Here is a 16,612-nt window from a genome sequence, read left to right as displayed (position 1 = left end):
CCAATCACACCAATCCCTAGCTATCTCCAAGATGGCCACAACTACCTTCAGGTTCTGGAATCCGATATGACTCAACCCCACGTACAACCTCAACGTGCCCGGAATAGCTTCGCCCGCCAACGCCTCCGCCAAGGGGGCTACACGCTCACCGAAATCGGCGCTGTGATCGTGATCATTGGCGTCCTGGTGATTCTCAGCATGCCCGCCATCAAGGGCTTCTTCATTCAAGCGCGCGTTGGGCCGGCCGCCTCTGAACTTCAGCGATTCATGACGTCGACCCGCTTGCTTGGCGAAGGCGATTCCGTCACCCCCTACGCAGCCATCAACAACGTGGCAAATCTCGCGCCGGCGCTGATGGAGTCCTCGGTGTTCAAGGTAAACGGCGCCACGGTGGCGCATCGCCTGGGAGGCACCGGCGCCGGCTCGAACGGCACGATTACGATCGGCCCGGTGGCTCTCGGTGGTGGTGCTGCGGGTAGCGCCTTCGGGTTGACGTTGACCAATGTGAACCACAGGGCGTGCCCCGGCCTGGCCACCACCTTGAACTCGGTATCAGAGACGATCAGCGTCAATGGAACCGCCGCAAAGACGCTTGGCACGAACAACGAGCCAGGATCCTTCAATGCGGTCACAGCACAAGACCTTTGCGTGAAGGGTGACAACAACACGTTCGTCTTCGCCACGCGATGAATCCGTAACCCCGCAATCCGGGCGAGGCATTGCCTCGCCTGACATTGCATAGACGGCGAACCTGCCATGTGCCCTTCTGAAGTTACAGTGCCTCGCCCAGTTCACCGCCAGGCCGGCTATTCGCTTGTCGAGTTGATGGTCGTGCTCGCGCTCCTCACACTTGCCGTTGTGCTGAGCGGACCGTCACTAAAGCGACAGGTTGACGCGGCCGCAGCGGAATCGACCGGCCGCTATTTAGCTCAAATTCGCGGCGCATTAGTTGACCTTCAGGTAAAGCACGAAGCTTGGCTTCGTGGCGAGAATGTCGCGAGCGCTCCAGCCGGCACTTATCCCCCGCCGCCGACACTCGCCTGGGTTGCCGCTCCGGGAGCGCAGGTCGCAAGAGGCGGTGTCGCGGATCTCGCAGCGCTGGGCCTGCTACCGCCAAGTACGCCGCGCTTCCCACCCTTGGGTCAAACCGCCCGCTTCATCCTTGTCCGCGAAGGAACATGCCCCGGTGACAACTGCCGCACGGGCGCCTATGTATATACCTGCCAACCGATCAGCGATGTTCGTAGCCGTCGAATCAATGACGTCTGCACAGCACCGGCCGGCAAGGCGGCTCGTTTCAACCAAATCCTCCTGGGCAAGGTGATGGCGGCGTCAGAAGGATACGGCGGGCATGACGCCAACGGCGGGAGCAACGTCCAGGGCCCGCTCATGAACATTCCGCGCGGATGGTTCGATTTCGGCGCGGAGCCGGGCCATGCAGTCCTGGCGGCAGGTTTGGGTGCCACGCCTTTCGGTCAATTCGTCCGTCACGGAGAAACCAGACCGGTCACGTTCAACAACACCCTGACGGTGGCCGGTGCGATTCAGACCAACACCGGGTTACTGCTCAACACGGCCGTCGCTCCTGGCGCTGCGTGCACGCCGGAAGGCCTATACGCTTCGACCGCCAACAAGCTGCTCGCCGTTTGCACGGGCGGCGTGTGGTTCGCCCAGAACGGTCACGTAATCACGGGCACGTACAGCGACCTTCCCAACGACGCTGCAATCCCCGCGGTAACGTGCCCTGCTGGGTTGTCGCCGTGGCGTCAGATCGCCCTGCAGGGTGTGGACGCAACCGCACGCGGTGGTGATATCAATATCGGCGGCGCGATCGGCGGCAGCATCCAGGGCTCGGGCTATGTCAACGCCGCTGGCGCCGTGTCGGTTGGCGGCTCCTTCAGTGGCACATTCCAGAACGCTGGAAATAGCTATGTCCGTATGGCACAGCGCGCCAGCGTTGCAGGTGACCGCGTCGTGATTTCACCCGCAGACATGGGCGCACGCGCCTCGGTGATTCAGGGCTGCAAAAACTAGCCCAGCGCCACAGGCCTTCCCTTCGCCGCCAATCAAGCGGCTCATCTATCGGAGATATCCATGTTCCTTCCCTCCACGCGAGGCAAGGGCCGGGCCTTGCTCGCCCTGCTCTTCACGCTGCTCCTGCCCACGGTCAGCCAGGCATCAACCGCCAATCAAGCGGACGTACAACTGGGAACCGAGCTCAACACGATGGTCATCCGGGTCGACCAGGGCGCGCCACTTCCGCCCGGTGGTTGTGTAGGCGGCTACTCGTGGCACACAACCTACGGTGGGTGCCGCATCGCACAGACGCAGGCCGAGTATGCGCAATGCCCCGCTGGACACACGGGCAATCAGGTCCGGTACCGGACCTACTACGTGCTGCAAGCCAACGCGAACGACGTCGCCTATGAGGGCTGGGGGCCGTGGCAAGACGGTTGCACGGCATCTCGCGCCCGCGGTGTCCTCGATGTCGTGATCGCAAAGGCCCGTGGCGGCGAGACCGGCGAGACGCTCGACAACAGTTTGGGAGGCACGATCGCCGCGCAGATGCAAGTCAACTACGGGACGATGTTTGGCGCCACCATCTATCGCCCGACCGCAGAACTGAACTGCATCCACGCATCGGGCACGACGTCAGGGGACACCACTCGAGTGTGGACGGGCCAGCTGATGCCACCCGGCACGTCCGTGACCAAAGGTATTTCGGGCTATTGCCAGCTCTCCAACGGAAATCGGACCGCCACCTTATACGGTAGCTGCGACACCAGTAGTGGTGGCGATGCCGACAACTGCCAGAGCGCGACTCGCGTGGTGAACATTACCTCCGTCAGCGGATGCACGGTCGCGACTGAAACTCGTCTGCATGGCCAGCTCATTGATGTCGGCAACTACGGTATCTGCAACTAAATCCAGGAGAACGCGTATGCGAACCCTTCGCCACTTGCTACTGCTGCTGGCGGTAACACTAACTCCGGTGGTCACGCCGGCCTATTCAGCCGGAGCGCCTAGCGTCAACGTCGGCGACGTGCTGGAAGGCGACAAGCGCTTGGCATGCGAAGCCATTCTTTGCCTGTCCAGCGGCACTCGTCCGAGCGAGTGCGCGCCATCGCTTTCCCGGTACTTCGGCATCAGCATGAAGAAGCTATCCGACACCTTGGAAGCACGACGAGACTTTCTTTCGTTGTGCCCCGCTTCTGATGACTCCAAGGAAATGAGCGATTTGGTGCGCGCCATTTCACAAGGTGCCGGCCGGTGCGACGCCGCTGCACTGAACGTCGCGCTTCGAACCTGGCGCGGCAGCAACGACGACGGCACCCTCATCATCAGCAACAAACGCCCCAGCTATTGCAGCGTTTACACGTCGCATGAATACACCGCCTTTGACGATGCTCTACCGCTTTACGTCGGGACGCCCGCCGACGGCGGTTACTGGGTGGAGCCACGGGACTACGAACGCGAGCTTGCCAAGTACGAGAAGGCGCTTGCAGAACGCAAAGAGCGCGAGCAGAACGGCAAGGGACCAGGCTTCGGCATGGTGGGGAATTGACCGATGGACTTCCCTACCCTCGCCAGGCAGTGTGCGCCCGACGTGCACATCAGTACGCTCAGCGCTGTGGTCCGTCACGAGTCAGCCTTCAATCCGCTCGCCATTGGCGTCAACGCCAAGCCCCATGTAAGCATCCGCCCGAAATCCAAAGAGGAGGCAATCCAGGCGGTGCGCGATCTGATGGCTAAAGGTGTGGACTTCGACGTCGGCTACGGCCAGATCAACGTGCGGAACTGGAAGTGGCTCGGTGTCACACCCGAGAGCATCTTCGACCCGTGCGTCAATCTCGCATCCGCCCAGCGCGTCCTCGTCGATTGCTACAAGCGAGCGGCCAAGCTGCACGGCCCCGGACAGAACGCGCTGTATGCGGCATTCAGTTGCTACAACACGGGCAACCTGACCTCGGGCTTCAGGAATGGGTATGTCAGCAAGGTCATCGCCGGCGCTGGCCTGGCGGTACCGGCCATCGTGAAGGAGGGCGGCGCGCCCGCCAATGCTGACGCCAAGACGCGTAGCCCGCCGCTTCCGAAGCCGTCCAAACCCGACGCCTTTCAAAGGCCCCGCAACGACGCTTTTGTGACGCCTCGCAAAGACGCATTCGAGCCGCGCCCAGATGCCACATTCGGCAGGCCGGTCCCAACGCCGTCCTCACGCCTGCCGGCGCAGTAGGAGCGCACCCCTCGCCGGTGTTAAGCCGCTAAACACCGGCCCTCTCATCTTCCTCAACGAATGCCGCCCCGCTTATCGGCCGGGTGGCGTCACCCATTGGAGTTTCAAATGACCGCAGCATCCAATATCTCCCCTGTCGACTCGCAGGCCAAGAGCCGCCGCACGCTTGTCGCCCTGGCATACGCGACCCTTGCGGTGCTCCTCCTGCTGCAACCGGAACTGGCGATGGCGCAGTTCGAGAAGGCCACCACTGCCATCCAGAAGACTAAGGACTGGTTGTGGCTCATCATCCCTGTCATTGGTCTTGTTTCGGCCGGCATTATTGGCATCCTTTACTCGTTCGACGTGATCCGCAAGGAAACCGCCTATCAGTGGGCGGTGGGCATCTGCTTCGCTGGCGCCATCGCCGGGGGCATCATCAAGCTGCTGTTCTGACATGGCAGCCGCACCAAAGCAAAAGTCCAAAGCCCCCGCCGTAGCGGCGCCAGCGGCTGTCGGGTCGCACGTCCCCCCAAATCGCTTTCCGCTTTTCAAAGGGGCGACCCGGGCTGCAACTGTTCCCGGAGGGGTTCCCACTCGCGCGTTTGCGGGTCTGGTCTTTCTGACCGTCACTGCCGCCTCATTCACGCTGTGGGGCTGGCTGCTCTTTCCCGTCCTTTATCCGGTGATGGCCATTCTGAGCCGCAATGATGACCGCGCCTTCTGGATCTGGGAGCTTTGGGTCAAGACCAAGTTCTTGGCTAAGAACAAGCGTTATTGGGGCGCGATCTCCCTCACGCCAACACCCTACAGCCGGCGACGCCCATGGGCCCGCTGGCTCGGAGTTCACGACAGATGAAACAGCAATCCATCGTCGCGCTGCCGGCGTACGAGCCGGCGGTCAGCACGTACGTTCCCTACTCGCACCATGTCACGCCCACCATCATCGCAACCCGCGACTGGGAGTACCTCTCAGTCTGGCGCATCGACGGGCGCACCTTTCAAGGCTACAGCGATGAGGAGCACTACCGCTGGGTCGAGGAACTCAACAACGTGTTCCGGGGGTTCCCAACGGGATTCGGGATCTGGTCGCACCTTGTCCGTCGCAGGGTGTTCGAGTATCCCGAAAGCGACTATCCGGACCAGTTCTCCCGCGATCACGATGCCGCGTATCGCAAGGTCTTCGCCGGTAAGCCGCCGATGATCAATGAGATGTACTTGACCGTGCTGACACGGGCGCAGATCGATCCCGCCCTGCGCTTGCTGTCCAACTTTGAAAAGCGAACGGCGCGCTCGGCGCTTGCGTGGCAGAACCAGGCGATCGAAGAGCTCGATGACGTCAACCGCAAACTTCGCGGATCGCTCAAGCTCTATTCACCGGAGCTGCTAACCATTGTCGAGCGGGAGCCTCCGCACGACATGAGCGACGAGGAGTCTCCGCACGACATGAGCGGCGAGGAGGCTCCGCGCCGGAAATCGCGGTTCTCGGAACCAGCCGAATTCCTCGGCTTTCTGCTCAACGGCAAGATGCAGCCGGTGCCGCTGGTGAACGCGCGCCTGTACAACTATCTGCCCACCAGTCGTCAGTTCTTCTCCACGCACGGCGAACTCGCCGAGATGCGGGGGCCTGACTGGACACGCCGCTACGTGATGCTGGAACTTCGGGAGTACTCCAACAACACCAAAGCCGGCCACCTGAACTGCCTGCTCAACCAACCGCACGAGTTTGTGCTGTCGCAGTCCTTTGGCGCGATGTCAAAGCCCGATGGGCTGAAGGCGCTGTCACGCCAAATCAAGTGGCTGGAAGACTCTGGCGACTACTCCGCGTCCCAGATCGAAGATCTGAAGAAGGCCCGCGACGAACTGGCCGCAGGCCGCTTCGTCATGGGTGACCACCACGCCACTATCCAGGTGTTCGGCGATGACAGCGAGGGGGCCCTTCGGGCGGCCGCGAGTATCAGCGGCGCGCTGGCTGACGAAGAAATCATCGGTCGTCTGTGTGATCGCTCATCCTTGGCCGCGTGGGCCGCCCAGTTCCCGGGCAACTGGAAATGGCGCCCTCGCCCGGCGCCGATCACCTCGCTGAATTTCCTGAGCTTCTCCTCGATGCACAACTACCTCTTCGGAAAGCCGGCAGGCAATCCGTGGGGGCCGGCGGTCACGATGCTGAAGACGACGGGCGGCACGCCTTACTACTTGAACTTTCACGCCTCGCTTCAGGACGTTGACGAAACCGGCAAACGCCGCCTCGGGAACACGTCCATCATCGGCCAGTCCGGCGCCGGCAAGACGGTCCTCTTGGGTCATCTCATCACCCAGGCGCGCAAGTTCGACTACACGGGCATCGTGTTCGACAAGGATCGCGGCATGCAGGTGACCGTCATGGCGATGGGCGGCAAGTATTTCCCGCTGCGCCTGGGCGTGAAAACCGGCTGGAACTACCTGCAACTGCCTGACACCGCTTCAAACGTCGCGTTCATGGCCAGCATGACGAAGCTGTTGGGGGCAAACGGGGACGAGGAGGCCAGTCCCTCCGAGCAGAAGCAAATCGCCATGGCCGTCAACCAGCTTGTGAAGCACATCGACCTGGAGGATCGATGCCTGTCCAACCTGGTTAATTTTCTCCCCGCCGCGCCTGCACCTGAAGGTCAGTTGAGCCTGAAAGAGCGCCTCAAACGCTGGTGCGCAGGCGGCGAGTATGGCTGGTTGTTCGACAACCCCAAAGACGAACTTGACCTGGCGGCTAACAACCTCTTTGGCTTTGACTTGACGGAGTTCCTCGAACAAGGCCCCGTCCGTGACGCAGCAATAACGTACTTGCTTTATCGAACGGACCAGATGATGGACGGGCGCCGAATCGCCCTTTTCTTTGACGAAGTTCAGCACCCTCTGAAAGTGCCCTACTTCCAGGCGTCGATGCAGGATGCCAGCCGCACGGTCCGCAAGAAAAACGGAGTCCTGGTCTTCGCGACGCAGGAGCCCGCTGCGATCCTGGAGAACCCTGTTGGTCGCTCGCTTATTCAGCAGTCTGCGACCGCCATGTTTCTCGAGAATCCCAAGGCCACTGCAGAGGACTACGTCGACGGATTCAAGCTATCCCCCGCTGTCTTCAAGATGGTCAAGGATCTGCCGCCGTTCAGCCGCCAGTTCGTCGTCAAGCAAAACGAGTCTGCCGTCACGGCCGAACTGGACCTCGCCTCATGTCCCGAAGCGCTGCTGGTGTTCTCCGGATCCGAAGACCTGGCCGAAATCGCCGAAGCGGCAGTTGCCAAGCATGGTGACGACCCCGCGGTCTGGCTGCCCCACTACCTCAAGTCCGCCAAAGAGGCGACAAGGAGCTAAAAATGTCCAAGACGACCAACCTTCACCGTCGCCTGTGCCATCGCTGGCGCGCGCGGCTCACCGCAGTCATGGCCGCAGTCCTGCTCACCAACGCCCTGGTGCCAGTCCACGCGGCTGGCGTCCCGACGTTCGATGGCGCGAACCTCGCGGACCGGGCCATCAAGCACGTCGAAACGCTGGCGAAATACGCCGAGCAAATCGAAGTCCTCAGGAACCAGCTCGAGAGTCAGAAGCGCCAGCTCGAAGCGCTCACGGGCACCCGCAACTTGGGCGACATCCTGAACAACCCGGCGATCCGCGATGCGCTGCCGGCGGACGCGCGGGAAATCCTGCGCGCCTCCAACGGGGGGCTGGGGGGGATCTCGGACGTGGTGGAGCGCATTGAGAGCGAAGAACGGTTGACGGGCAACTACGAACAGGACAAGAAGAACCTGGACGCCCGCGCTGACAAGCTCGCGGTCCGCAGTCAGGCGATGATGGAGCAGACCCAGAAGGCGATGACCGCCCGCGTCAAGCAGGTGGACCAGCTCCAGGCCAAGATCAATCAGGCCCAGGATCCGAAGGCCATCGCTGACCTGCAGGCCCGGCTGCTCGTCGAGCAGGCGAACATCCAGGCCGACCAAACCCGGGCCGACATGCTCACCCGCCAGATTGAGGTCGAGCAAGCCCTGATGGAGCAGCAGGCCGAAAAGCTGGCAGACAGTTCCTTCAGTCTCAGCGCAATTCGTGCGCCGCTTCCTGGAGCGAGATAATGGCCACCACCGCGGTCAGTCTGGCCAGTCTGGGTGGGATCGCAAACTGGATCGACCAGTCGGTGACGAAGATGCTAACGAGCGTCATCACGCCTATGGTCGCGTCCGTCACCGCGAAGCTATTGCCGTTCGTGTCCGTTTCTCTGTCGGTCGCGCTGGTCTGGTACGGGTGGCTCATCAGCTCGGGCGCCATTCAAACTCCCGTCCTCCACGCATGTCGGCGAGTTGTCAACATAGCGATCATCGTGAGCATCGCCAGCGCAAATGGGCTGTACCAACAGCAGATTGTCGGCGTCATGCTGGACTTACCCACCTCCGTGGCTAAGGTGTTCACGGGCACCGTCAAAACTCCATCCGAAATGATGGACGACGCGGCGAACAATGGCGCAGAAATCGGCACACGGTTGCAGGACCGCGCCCCAGGCGGTCTCAAGAAAATCGCGCAGGCCTTTGTCTTTGTGGTTGTCTCGGTCATCATAACCATCATCTCAGCGGTCATGAGCGCGATTGGGATGCTGGTGTTAATCACCGTAAAGGTTGGGATGGGCTTAGTTGTCGTCTTGGGGCCGTTTTGCATACTCGCACTACTGTTCGAACCGACCAAGCAGTTCTTCCACAGCTGGCTCGGCCAGGCCCTCTACTATGCAATTTACGCAGGCCTTTTTATGGTCGTTTTTATGTTCATCATGGGAATGTTCGGACAACTCCAGCAAGGGTTAATCGATCTATCGAAAGCGGACCAGATCAATATATTTTCCATGCTGACCGCAATCGTGTTTTTTATGATGTGCTCGAAATTTATGCTTGAGCAGGTATCTGTCGTGGCCACCGCAGTAACGGGCGCCGGCTCTGGGGGAGGAATCTCTGTTCCCTTCATCGGCAAGATTGGCTAAGATAGTCCTATACGCCATCCCTTCTACCAATTATTAGAATGAGGATCTAGATGGACCCCCTAAAGCCACTTGGCAAAGCTCTTTCGCAGAACCCGCTAATGGGACGCGATGTCCCGTTGTCGGCAACCAGCAGCATTCCCGCGGAGCAACCGATATCCGCCTTCCAGTGGATGAGCCTTGCGAAGGCAACCTGGACCTGGATTCTCCGGCCGCTTTGGTATCTTTGCTTCAAGTGGCCGTCTCAGTTGTTCCTGCTCGGGATGTCCACCCCGACTTCGAAGAACGAATGGGACTGGCGCAAAGAGCATCTCCGCAAACAAGGTAAGCGTTCGGCTGAAGCGAGGGCAAGGGACTCGCGGCAGTAGCATTGCCATTCACTGGCCGTTTCGGCCGATCGGTCCTTTATGCCCAATAGGCACAGCAATCGCTGTGCCTTTCTATTTGCGCTGCGCGTTAGCCAGCCGTCTCTGATTTAAATCCCCTCATCTCTTCGGAGAACAAATGAAGCTCGCCATTTCGGCCGCGCTCGCCGCGGCTCGCCCATTTGCGCCCGTACGAAACGTGCGGCCCCTCAATCTCGTTCGGCAATCGGAGGACCGACATGTCCTTTGAAGACCCGAAGCTTTCGCTTCAGCAAGAGCTGGACAGAAACCGGAGCCTGGACCAAGACCTCCTCACGGAGGTCCTTTCATCCAGAGCGAGAGCATGGCGCGTGGCAGTTGGCGCATTCGTGCTGGCGTTCCTGGCGGTCGGCGCCCTGGCCTCACTGATGCTGAGCTACACGCCCCAGCCACCTTATGTCGTGCGGGTCAACGATGCGACCGGCGAGGTGGAAAACGTATCACAGCTCGGCGACGCACAGGAGGACTATGGCCCTCGGATCGCGCGCTACTTCGTCACTCAGTACGTGTTGTCGTGCGAAGGCTACGACTGGCGCACCCTGCAAAACATGTACGACCGCTGCGGGCTGTTCAGCTCGCCGGATGTGCAACAGCAGTACCACGCCAAGTTTGAAGACGACCCCAGGACTGGCCGTGAAGCCCTCGACAAAAAGTATGGGGAACACACCCGCCTGGTCATCAACGTCCGGTCGATCACTCCGGGACCCAACCGGACCGCTACGGTCCGATTCACGCGCAGCGAGATGGGCCCCCAGCGCTCACCCAACAGTGAGCAATTCATCGCCACCATCGCCTACAGGTTTGTCAACGCGCCGATGCCGGAAAGCGTGATTCGTGACAACCCCCTGGGCTTTCAAGTCATTTCCTACTCGACCGCTGTCGAAACGCTGAGGTAATCGTCATGCAAAAAGCACAAATCAACGAACTCGCCCGCCGCCTCGAAGATGCAGGACGCATGAGCAACGCAGAGCGCACGGCACTGTTGCGCGACATCGAACGGTACGCAAAGAGCGATCTCTACGGCGCCGCGCGCCTCTGCAAGGACCATCTCCACAAGGACGCGAACCTTCGTCTTCCCACGCCTGTCTTGGCTGCCGATCGTATCGGCAAGCACTTTGAAGAGCGCATCCGTGAGGCGCGCCGGCCGGTAGAGCTGTACGGCGAGCAAGACCGGCAAATCCGTCAGCCGGAAGATGGGCGCGAATACAAGGGTCCGATCGTGGGCACAACGCCAAACTGCTTGATCCAGCGTGACAACGAAACGGGGGACCTCATCGTCCATGCCCGCAACACGCTGAACCGATCCTTTGAGATGACCGGCCAGGAAGAGGCGCTCGCCATCAGCTATCCCTTCAAGGCAGTAGGCGGCGTGGGCCTGGTGCACGACGCTGACCACGACAAGCAGGCGGAGATGGGGATGGACCATCAACATACGCAGCAGTCGGCGCGCCAACGTGAGAGCAACCTCGAGATGGGACACGCCCGATGAACATCCGCTTCAGGCCTTTAGCCGTGGCGGTGCTGTCGGTCGCGCTTTGCGCGGCCGCAGCGCCGGCCTGGTCGCTTGACCGACCTGCAGCTTCGCCCAAGGATCAGCGAATCCGGTGGACGGACTATGACGCCGCCGACGTCATTCAGGTCGACACCACCTTAGGCGTCGCGACCCAGATTCAGCTCAATGATGACGAGGACTATGTGACCCACGCCTTCGGCGATTCGGCAGCGTATGACTTCCAGCAAATTGGCAAGCACCTCTTGCTCAAGCCCATCGTCGAGCAAGCGGACACCAACCTCCTCTACATCACCACCAAGCGGAACTACTCGTTCCTGCTGAAATATGAGAAGGCGCGTAAGAGCGGCGGCGTCTTTCGTGTGGTGCTGCGGTATCCCGAGCTCGAGCAGGCGAAGTCTGCAGCCCAGGAAGAGCGCGAGCGCGTGCAGCGCGATCTGGCCACCGCCGACGTCGCGATCAACTGGCAGGCCTACTCGATGAGCGGCGATACCAGCTTGGCGCCGACCGCCGCATGGGATGACGGCGCACAAACTTGGCTTCGATTCGCGCCTGGTCAGGACCTGCCCGCGATCTATTTCGTAGACGCGGACGGCCAGGAGGTGATTGTGAACCGGCATATGGAGGACGAGCAGACCGTTGTGCTGCACCGGGTCGCCAAGCGCTGGCACTTGCGTATTGGCAACCAGGTCTTGGCCGTTCACAACGACGGACCGCCAGTTGCACGCAGCCTGGCCACCGGGACGGTTTCGCCGCAGGTCGAGCGTGTCGTTCGTGAGGAAACTGCGCCATGAGACTTTTCAATGGGCGAAAAAAGCCCGGTCAAACCATTGACGCTGTCGCTGAGATCGAGGAATACCGCGCGCATATCGAAGGTCGCGGCCGCCCCGACCTTTCGGGCACTGCCAAGCCCATGCAACAGGGAGCCAAAGCCTTTATGTGGCTTCTGACCCTGATGGCGTGCATGGTGATCGGCACGATGGGTTGGCGGGCGTTCAACACGCCCGCCGCCGAAGAAGTCGCACCCGCGATGCAAGCCAAGATCGAGAACGTGCTTCCCGGTCTGAAGCTCAGACCCGATTCGCCGCCGCCGCCGCCGGCCCCGCCGGAGCCGTCACTTGGTACGCCGGCAGTGCCCGGCCCGGCACGCCCACCTGAACAGAAGGGTGCACTGTCCAATCTCGCTGAAGCCGTGGTGGTCGACCCCATCATGCAGCGGCGCTTAGCGAGCGGGCTGCGGTCCACAAAGGGAGAAGGCGGTCAGTCCTCAAACCAGGAGACTTCTTCGCAGCAGCAGCCTCGTGAAGCAGATAGCGGGCCGATGGCCAGTAAGCTCGCCCCGATGAAGCTCTCAGCGTCTCGCGCCGGACTGGTTGGCAATCGGGACATGTTGATCACTCAAGGTTCGATGATTGATTGCGTGCAGGAAACCAAGCTCGTCACCGCGCAGGCAGGCATGCTCGCCTGCTATGCGCCGCACGATATCCGCTCAACCAGCGGCCGCGTCGTCCTGATCGACAAAGGGACGCGATTCATCGGCTATCAGCAAGGCGTGCTGGCACAAGGCCAGCCACGTGTCGGTGTCGTATGGTCGCGGCTGGAGACGCCCAAGGGCGTCGTTATCAATCTGGATTCCCCTGGCACCGGCTCCCTGGGCGAAGCAGGCCTAGACGGCTTCATCGACACGCACTTCGCTGAGCGGTTTGGCGGGGCCATCATGGTCAGCTTGATCAGCGATCTGGGCGCGTGGGCCACCTCACGTGGCAGCAGCGACAGCAGCCAGGTCCAGTTCAATACCACGGGCGACGCGGCTACCAACGCAGTGACCACGGTGCTGGATAACACCATCAACATCCCGCCGACGCTCTATCGCAACCAGGGCGGCAGGTTGGGAATCTATGTCGCCCGCGATTTGGATTTCGGGTCGGTCTACTCGCTCAGGCCCGTCGCCCGCTAGCTGCACGCAAGGCTGTACCGCGATCGCCGTTCTTGCGGCCGTCACCTTCGACTCAACCCAATGCCAGGCCCGTCCGAGTATGTGTCTCGGCGGGCCTGTCCCATGGAATAGGCATCCTATGAAAGACTCGTCGAGTGCATCGCCCGTCGACTCGGGCGGCCGCGACACCGCGTTGCGACAGATGATGCGCCCTATCTCCGGCTATCTGGCAGATGACGCCGTCCGGGAGATCACCATTACCCGACCTGGCGTAATCTTTACGCGTTCGCAAGGGAAATGGCACGAACGCCACGATCCGAAGCTGACCTTCAGCTTTCTGGAAGCGCTGGTGTCAGCCATGGCCAGCTACAACAACGTCAATTTCACTCCGATCATGTCGTTGCTGCTGCCCGACGGTGAGCGCGCGCAGGTGGCCCAGCCCCCTGCGGTCATCGACAGCACGCTTTCGATCAACATTCGCAAGCACAGCAGCGTTGTGAAGACCCTGGACGAGCTGGCCGCCGAAGGAGCCTTCGCCAACTGGGTCGATGTGAGTGGGCCCTTGGGGAACTCCGACAGTCTTACCGACCACGACAGGGAGCTGCGCGACCTCATGAAGGCAGGGGACATTCTCCAGTTTCTACGACGGGCTGTCCTTCAATGCCGCAACATCATTGTCGCGGGCAAGACCGGCTCAGGAAAAACAACGTTCGCACGCAGTCTCATCGACTGCGTCCCGTTCCTCGAACGCCTGCTAACCATCGAAGACGTGCACGAACTCTTTTTGCCCAACCATCCCAACCGCGTGCACATGATCTACGGCAAAGGTGCCGGTCGGATGTCGGCCACAGAATGCATCGAGGCCGCCATGCGCAGCTCGCCCGATCGGATCTTCCTATCCGAACTGCGCGGTCCCGAAGCATGGGATTACTTGAACGCGCTCAACACGGGCCATCCTGGGTCCGTCACGACCACGCACGCCAACAGTGCGCGCGATACGTTCGAACGCGTTGCCCTGCTCGTCAAGCAGTCGGCGGCGGGAAACCAGATGGAAGTCGACACCATTCGGCGCTACCTGTTTTCCACGCTGGATATCTCGCTGTACTTCGCCGACTACAAGCTGACGCAAGTCTATTTCAACCCTGGGCGCGTGCAATGAGCACGCTTGTAGAAGTCGAACTTCCGTTTATATCGCCGGTAGGACTGCCAGGTGTTCTGCGGCTCCGCCACGAATGCAGCAAGGGAAACACTGCACTTCTTTCCATGGAGTGCAGCGAGATGCTTGGCGGGCCGATTGGATCCGCACCCCTTACCACTGCCGACATGCACCGGCTTGTAGACGGGTTGATGGACGCGATCCACGCCATCGAACGACAAGAACGGCTGTAAATCAAAATTTGGCCGCCGGCGGCCGACCGCAGCGTCCCGCCGTCAATTCCTCCCGGAGACTTCCATGACCCGAGCGAACCGCCAACGCGGCGCGCAGGAAGCACGCACCCGCATGGCTTACAAGATCATGCAAAGCGTCTTCGAACGCTGCCGCGCCGAAGGCCTCAGCGCCGAACAAACCCACCAAGCAATCAAGGACGCCTACCCCTGGGGTGAGCGCCGCGCGTGGCCCTACAAGGCGTGGCTGATGGCCCGCCGCGAGTTCTATGAAGCACACGGCCTGCCCCTGCGGGCACGCCGCACCATCGCTGAATCACTGGAGACGGACTCGTGACCGGCACGCTGTACCAGCAAGACCCATTACCCGGTAATAACTCGCAGCAACGCAAGGGGCGAACATGAGCGTCGAAGCATCCAAATGGGCCAGAATGGCCGACGTCCAGAAATCCTCATCCAAGCTCGTGTTGCTGAACCTGGCACAGCTCGTTCGTTACGATGCCGACCACTGGACGGTTTTCGCATCGATCGACTACCTGGCCAAGGTCACGCATCTAAATCGCAAGACGGTCATCGAAGCCCTTGGCCGCCTTCGCGACTTGGGCGCGATCCAGGACACAGGGCGACGTGCAGGCGACAACCGTAGCAGCATAATTTATCGCTTGTGCCCGAATGCGGTCCCTCTGATCGACCTTGCGGCTACCGGCGCCGTCGCTGGCGGCGAATCGCAGGCAGCGCAGCAAGACCTGGCGCTGCAGGACGGCTTTGAGGTTGACGATGGAAACGCGCCGCCGGCATCTCCGGCCGACGACCGCGAGACGAATGCCAACCCAAGCGGGCCGTCAGAGCGGGATGGGGCCACAGTTGACGAGTCGCTGTCTCTTCCCAAGGGGGACGCACCTTCGCCGCACTGCGGCGGGACGGACGGGATTTTTCATTCAGTGGGCGAATCAACCGAAGCAACGGGGGCTGGCTTCGCAGCTGCATGCTTTCCCACTTCCCCTGCCGCAGGGCACAGGCCTGCCAGCAAGGCGCCCAGGGGAGCCAAGCGAAAGGGCCGAAAGCGCCCGCCCGAAGCGCGCGGTGCCGGCGCTGGCCCGACCAGACTTCCAGCGAGCTGGAGCCTGCCGGAACAGTGGCGAAGTTGGACGCAGCAGCAGCGGCCGCTTTGGACGCAGGAGAAGATCGACGCCATGGCCGCCACCTTCAGCGCCTACATGCGGTCCAGGCCCGGGGAGCTCGGCATGTCGCCCGATTGGTTCGAGTCATGGCGGCTCTGGGTTTTCCGGGAGCGGGAGGCTGCGCAGGCGGTGGGCACGGCTTGGCAGGACAGTTGGACTGGCATCGTGGCCACCGGCAAGAAGCTCGGCGTTGAGCAGGCTCCGAACGAGCCGCCGCCCCATTTCAAGGCGCGCGTATTCCTCGCCGCCGGGCTCGTGCCGTCCCATTAAAAGTTGTCCACAGCCTGGACCCATATCGGAACCAGTCCCAGTTTTGGGCCTAGCCCGAAAAGTGTTTTTGCCCGTCCCAATTTGTTCGTTCGCCAGTACCGAAAACGGCTTTTTGCCAGTACCGAAAACGGTACCCAATAGGTATATATAGGTTTTATAGGTTTTAGAGAGAGTCGCGCGAGGCGCTGGCTCGTCGCGAACGCCGATCCGCCTACCCTCCGGTCGCTACGCTCCCTCCGCCCCGCCGCCTGCGGCGCCGGCCTGAACCCCTTAGCTTCAGTCCCCCTCCCCGTCGGCGCAATGCGCCGCCAGGCGGGGGAAAGACATCCCCCCGGGCGTCGCGGGCCGTTGGCCTCGCCCCGCCCCGAGCGCCACGACCTGCCTGCTGAACACCGTCAACGCCACACCACCGCTGCAGCCCTCCGAGGCTACGCCGGTGTCTGCCGAGCGGGAGAAAAGGTCCGTCCCCTTCCCGGCGAATCCGCCGGGTGGGGATCGGCAGCCCCCAAAAGCGCGGGGGCTGCTGCCCCCCTGGCCGGCCGCCTGGCGGCGTCCGCGCTTCCGACCCCCCGGGGAACCGCAACGGTTCCCCCGCGCCCGCCCACGGGCGCGGCTCCCCCTCCTTCAACCCCACGGTTCTCCAGCAGGAGGGACGCCACCGCCAGCGTCAACTTAACCCCACGACAGTGCGCGGCCTGGACCGTTTCGCACCATCACACACCCGAGGA

The 16,612-nt window shown here is 61.6% G+C and carries 17 protein-coding genes; all 17 read left to right on the top strand.

Annotated elements, in window-relative coordinates:
* The first annotated feature begins 66 nt into the window (after positions 1-66).
* A complete protein-coding gene (locus YH64_RS16530; RefSeq protein ID WP_046804242.1) occupies positions 67-690 on the top strand; it encodes a type 4 pilus major pilin in 624 nt (207 codons plus the stop codon).
* 66 nt (positions 691-756) lie between these two features.
* Entirely contained in the window at positions 757-2,034 is a 1,278-nt protein-coding gene (locus tag YH64_RS16525; RefSeq protein WP_082134433.1) for a prepilin-type N-terminal cleavage/methylation domain-containing protein, read from the top strand.
* Positions 2,035-2,094: 60 nt separating this feature from the next.
* Entirely contained in the window at positions 2,095-2,925 is an 831-nt protein-coding gene (locus YH64_RS16520; protein ID WP_046804244.1) for a hypothetical protein, read from the top strand.
* 16 nt (positions 2,926-2,941) lie between these two features.
* Positions 2,942-3,565 (top strand): TrbM/KikA/MpfK family conjugal transfer protein, encoded by a 624-nt coding sequence (locus YH64_RS16515; protein WP_046804245.1) that lies wholly within the window; start codon positions 2,942-2,944, stop codon positions 3,563-3,565.
* A gap of 3 nt (positions 3,566-3,568) precedes the next feature.
* Positions 3,569-4,234 carry a lytic transglycosylase domain-containing protein gene (locus tag YH64_RS16510; protein ID WP_046804246.1) on the top strand — a complete coding sequence of 222 codons (666 nt, stop codon included), beginning with the start codon at positions 3,569-3,571 and terminating at the stop codon, positions 4,232-4,234.
* Positions 4,235-4,342: 108 nt separating this feature from the next.
* On the top strand, positions 4,343-4,669 hold the full coding sequence (locus tag YH64_RS16505) for a TrbC/VirB2 family protein (RefSeq protein WP_046804247.1): 327 nt from the start codon (positions 4,343-4,345) through the stop codon (positions 4,667-4,669).
* Position 4,670: 1 nt separating this feature from the next.
* Positions 4,671-5,072, top strand: a complete 402-nt coding sequence (locus tag YH64_RS30800; RefSeq protein ID WP_082134434.1) for a type IV secretion system protein VirB3 — start codon at positions 4,671-4,673, stop codon at positions 5,070-5,072.
* The gene (locus YH64_RS16495; protein ID WP_046804248.1) at positions 5,069-7,555 is read left to right on the top strand and encodes a VirB4 family type IV secretion/conjugal transfer ATPase; all 2,487 of its coding nucleotides are present in this window, start codon (positions 5,069-5,071) and stop codon (positions 7,553-7,555) included. Before YH64_RS30800 ends, YH64_RS16495 begins: the two co-directional genes overlap by 4 nt.
* Positions 7,556-7,557: 2 nt before the next feature.
* Positions 7,558-8,307 (top strand): P-type DNA transfer protein VirB5, encoded by a 750-nt coding sequence (virB5, locus tag YH64_RS16490; protein WP_052945989.1) that lies wholly within the window; start codon positions 7,558-7,560, stop codon positions 8,305-8,307.
* Complete coding sequence (locus YH64_RS16485; RefSeq protein WP_046804249.1) at positions 8,307-9,200, top strand: type IV secretion system protein; 894 nt, start codon at positions 8,307-8,309, stop codon at positions 9,198-9,200. The genes virB5 and YH64_RS16485 overlap by 1 nt, the downstream gene beginning before the upstream one ends.
* Positions 9,201-9,801: 601 nt before the next feature.
* Positions 9,802-10,497, top strand: coding sequence for a virB8 family protein (locus tag YH64_RS16480; RefSeq protein ID WP_046804251.1), 696 nt, complete (start codon positions 9,802-9,804; stop codon positions 10,495-10,497).
* A gap of 5 nt (positions 10,498-10,502) precedes the next feature.
* Positions 10,503-11,090, top strand: a complete 588-nt coding sequence (locus YH64_RS16475; protein WP_082134435.1) for a hypothetical protein — start codon at positions 10,503-10,505, stop codon at positions 11,088-11,090.
* Positions 11,087-11,905, top strand: coding sequence for a TrbG/VirB9 family P-type conjugative transfer protein (locus YH64_RS16470; protein ID WP_046804253.1), 819 nt, complete (start codon positions 11,087-11,089; stop codon positions 11,903-11,905). Before YH64_RS16475 ends, YH64_RS16470 begins: the two co-directional genes overlap by 4 nt.
* Positions 11,902-13,068, top strand: coding sequence for a type IV secretion system protein VirB10 (gene virB10, locus YH64_RS16465; protein ID WP_046804254.1), 1,167 nt, complete (start codon positions 11,902-11,904; stop codon positions 13,066-13,068). Before YH64_RS16470 ends, virB10 begins: the two co-directional genes overlap by 4 nt.
* 118 nt (positions 13,069-13,186) lie before the next feature.
* A complete protein-coding gene (gene virB11 / locus YH64_RS16460; protein ID WP_046804255.1) occupies positions 13,187-14,206 on the top strand; it encodes a P-type DNA transfer ATPase VirB11 in 1,020 nt (339 codons plus the stop codon).
* 294 nt (positions 14,207-14,500) lie between these two features.
* Complete coding sequence (locus tag YH64_RS16455; RefSeq protein WP_046804256.1) at positions 14,501-14,770, top strand: hypothetical protein; 270 nt, start codon at positions 14,501-14,503, stop codon at positions 14,768-14,770.
* Positions 14,771-14,834: 64 nt separating this feature from the next.
* On the top strand, positions 14,835-15,884 hold the full coding sequence (locus tag YH64_RS16450) for a helix-turn-helix domain-containing protein (protein ID WP_143215407.1): 1,050 nt from the start codon (positions 14,835-14,837) through the stop codon (positions 15,882-15,884).
* Positions 15,885-16,612: the final 728 nt, after the last annotated feature.

This window comes from Achromobacter sp. LC458, assembly GCF_001005835.2.
Classification (GTDB): domain Bacteria; phylum Pseudomonadota; class Gammaproteobacteria; order Burkholderiales; family Burkholderiaceae_B; genus Achromobacter; species Achromobacter spanius_B.
The sequence above is the reverse complement of the archived record's forward strand: the minus strand, read 5'-3'. Positions and strand labels throughout refer to the sequence as shown.

Excerpts from the sequence above, each read along its gene's own strand:
- YH64_RS16530 (WP_046804242.1), top strand. The coding sequence starts at position 67 with ATGACTCAACCCCACGTACAACCTCAACGTGCCCGGAATAGCTTCGCC.
- YH64_RS16525 (WP_082134433.1), top strand. The coding sequence starts at position 757 with ATGTGCCCTTCTGAAGTTACAGTGCCTCGCCCAGTTCACCGCCAGGCC.
- YH64_RS16520 (WP_046804244.1), top strand. The coding sequence starts at position 2,095 with ATGTTCCTTCCCTCCACGCGAGGCAAGGGCCGGGCCTTGCTCGCCCTG.
- YH64_RS16515 (WP_046804245.1), top strand. The coding sequence starts at position 2,942 with ATGCGAACCCTTCGCCACTTGCTACTGCTGCTGGCGGTAACACTAACT.
- YH64_RS16510 (WP_046804246.1), top strand. The coding sequence starts at position 3,569 with ATGGACTTCCCTACCCTCGCCAGGCAGTGTGCGCCCGACGTGCACATC.
- YH64_RS16505 (WP_046804247.1), top strand. The coding sequence starts at position 4,343 with ATGACCGCAGCATCCAATATCTCCCCTGTCGACTCGCAGGCCAAGAGC.
- YH64_RS30800 (WP_082134434.1), top strand. The coding sequence starts at position 4,671 with ATGGCAGCCGCACCAAAGCAAAAGTCCAAAGCCCCCGCCGTAGCGGCG.
- YH64_RS16495 (WP_046804248.1), top strand. The coding sequence starts at position 5,069 with ATGAAACAGCAATCCATCGTCGCGCTGCCGGCGTACGAGCCGGCGGTC.
- virB5 (WP_052945989.1), top strand. The coding sequence starts at position 7,558 with ATGTCCAAGACGACCAACCTTCACCGTCGCCTGTGCCATCGCTGGCGC.
- YH64_RS16485 (WP_046804249.1), top strand. The coding sequence starts at position 8,307 with ATGGCCACCACCGCGGTCAGTCTGGCCAGTCTGGGTGGGATCGCAAAC.
- YH64_RS16480 (WP_046804251.1), top strand. The coding sequence starts at position 9,802 with ATGTCCTTTGAAGACCCGAAGCTTTCGCTTCAGCAAGAGCTGGACAGA.
- YH64_RS16475 (WP_082134435.1), top strand. The coding sequence starts at position 10,503 with ATGCAAAAAGCACAAATCAACGAACTCGCCCGCCGCCTCGAAGATGCA.
- YH64_RS16470 (WP_046804253.1), top strand. The coding sequence starts at position 11,087 with ATGAACATCCGCTTCAGGCCTTTAGCCGTGGCGGTGCTGTCGGTCGCG.
- virB10 (WP_046804254.1), top strand. The coding sequence starts at position 11,902 with ATGAGACTTTTCAATGGGCGAAAAAAGCCCGGTCAAACCATTGACGCT.
- virB11 (WP_046804255.1), top strand. The coding sequence starts at position 13,187 with ATGAAAGACTCGTCGAGTGCATCGCCCGTCGACTCGGGCGGCCGCGAC.
- YH64_RS16455 (WP_046804256.1), top strand. The coding sequence starts at position 14,501 with ATGACCCGAGCGAACCGCCAACGCGGCGCGCAGGAAGCACGCACCCGC.
- YH64_RS16450 (WP_143215407.1), top strand. The coding sequence starts at position 14,835 with ATGAGCGTCGAAGCATCCAAATGGGCCAGAATGGCCGACGTCCAGAAA.